This window comes from Frankia sp. CcWB2, from assembly GCF_977927585.1.
This window is the reverse complement of the sequence record NZ_CDWRCM010000290.1, coordinates 2,304-4,247: the sequence shown is the minus strand read 5'-3', so window position 1 is coordinate 4,247 and position 1,944 is coordinate 2,304. Positions and strand designations below refer to the sequence as shown.

The 1,944-nt window shown below is 70.9% G+C and carries 2 protein-coding genes and 1 pseudogene; 1 reads left to right on the top strand and 2 read right to left on the bottom strand.

All coding sequences use genetic code 11. From position 1 onward, the window contains the following. The first annotated feature begins 239 nt into the window (after positions 1–239). Positions 240–878 carry a hypothetical protein gene (locus ACY45C_RS20610; RefSeq protein WP_462189203.1) on the top strand — a complete coding sequence of 213 codons (639 nt, stop codon included), beginning with the start codon at positions 240–242 and terminating at the stop codon, positions 876–878. Here the strand turns inward: ACY45C_RS20610 and ACY45C_RS20605 are convergent, their stop codons facing one another. Together ACY45C_RS20605 and ACY45C_RS20600 are read right to left on the bottom strand one after the other, a co-directional pair. Then, on the bottom strand, positions 879–1,328 hold the full coding sequence (locus ACY45C_RS20605) for a hypothetical protein (RefSeq protein ID WP_462189202.1): 450 nt from the start codon (positions 1,326–1,328) through the stop codon (positions 879–881). Between the two features lie 306 nt (positions 1,329–1,634). Further along, positions 1,635–1,944: pseudogene (locus tag ACY45C_RS20600) on the bottom strand (hypothetical protein); the annotation flags it as partial.

Sequence of the window (1,944 nt, the reverse complement as noted above, 5' to 3'; positions counted from 1 at the left end):
ACCCCCCACCAACCCACCACCCCCCTCGACCTCCTCGGCGAGGGGTGAACCCCCGGACGCCCGCTTACCGTTCGCAACGCTCCTCCCGGATCCGGGGACCGCTGTGCGCGCGGCATCGGTCCTCCGGCGGAAACCACGGCGACGCATCCAGAGAATCGGCGGTGAGGCAACCGTCGAATGCCACACAATGCCGCCGATGCTGTGGTCGGTGTGCTGCGTTTCGCGTTACCGTGTGCCGCATGCCGTCGGCGGGTCTGGCCTGGCAGACACTCTCCGATCCGGGCGCGCTCGCCCTGGTCGACTCCGAGTCCAACCGGGCCGCCGCGCTGGCCCGGCCGCACCCCGCGGACCTGCCCATGGTCCAGATCGTCGGCCTCGAACGTCTCGTCTGCGGTTGGCTGGCTCCGGCCAGCCGCCCGCAGTCCGAGCGGCACCTCCGTGAGCAGATGATCGTCGATCCGCTGCACACCCTGCGCGGGATGTGCTGGCTCATGGCGATGTGGGTCGTCGCGATACATCTCCGGACGGGACGACAGCCGACCGCCGTCGTCGCCGGCCTGGCGTTCCCGGGGATCTGGCGAGGACCGGAGGCCCCGAAAAGCGCCCAGCTCTGGGAGGACCTCGCCGGGCGGATTCGGCTCGGCGTCCTCGCCGCTCTCACCAGCGACGTGGCGACCGACGAACAGTTTCGCGAGGCACTGCGCCATCCCGCCGACATCACGTCGATTCTGGTGCATTACGCCCTGCTCATGATGGCGGGCCTGCACCGGCACATGCTCGACAACGGCGTGGACCCGAAGGAGATGGCGGGCACGTTGGCGCTCTACACCGTAGACCCGCAGGAACGGGCCACCGCCTGCTTCCGCCCGCTGACCTGATCAGCGGCCGTCACCCCCGGGCTGCGCCTTGCGGGTCGGCGAGGGACGCGGGCCACGAGTCGCGGCGGCCGAACGCGCCGCGGAACCGAGGCGTAGCGACGGTGCGGCACGCAGGGACGCCGGGCTCGGGACGGGCGACGCCGGGCTCGGCACAGGCGACGCCGCGGAGAGGGCGGGAACGGCCGAGGCGGCGGGACCCCCCGGAACCGCGGGGATGGCTTGGTCGGCGGCATCGATGTAGACGACGCGAGTACTCCCGCCGTGCCCGTGGATGGCGAGTAGCGTCTCCATTGTCGGATAGATCCCGATGGAATCGTGTTCGGAGTCCCACCACAGCACGCAGGTGCCGTCTGGGGCCTGCGCCCCGAACGCGACCGCACCCGTCCCGGAGACGCCGGAGACATCGACGTCACGCTCCAGCTGAAACCGCCGCACCTGGCGAGCGGACATCGCCACGACCTCCTCACGGGGTACCATACTGTACCCGTAGGCATCGCCCGTGATCCGGCTGGCGCAGCCGACTCAGCGCCGTCGCCGACCTCGCGCCTCGCAACCAGCGAGGCGTCGCGGCTCGGCCGGATCGACCGGCCGATGCTACCTCTCAGGCGGACTTTGGCCGGTTGGCCCACGGTAGCCGGCAATGTCGGGGTGAGTCATCCATATGCCGTCGTGGCAGCGCAAGGGTGATCCCACCACGCGGTAGCTCGCGGGTGGACCGATGTGCCCGCGCGCGGGGACACCGTCGGAGCGTGATGGTCACATGGCCCGACGCACGGTCACCGCGGAGGCGGGCCGGTCCGCCGGCGGTCCGAGATAGCGGTCATAGCCGGTCTCATTCCGTAGTCGACGGGCCAGGAACGCGACCGTGTAACGGACCGTGAGCCGATGGGCCTCGGTGACGTCGATCACCGCCGAGACGTCATGCAGCCGGTCCGCGGCCAGGGCCAACAGGGACGCCTGCCGCCCGGAGGCCGCGTCGAGCATCGTGTCACCGGGATGATCGGGGGCCGCGACGACGAAACCGTGGCTGGCGAGCGCCTCCATCAGGTATGCCGCCTGCACCCGG

Coding starts and splice junctions, on each gene's coding strand:
- ACY45C_RS20610 (WP_462189203.1), top strand. CDS start 240: ATGCCGTCGGCGGGTCTGGCCTGGCAGACACTCTCCGATCCGGGCGCG.
- ACY45C_RS20605 (WP_462189202.1), bottom strand. CDS start 1,328: ATGTCCGCTCGCCAGGTGCGGCGGTTTCAGCTGGAGCGTGACGTCGAT.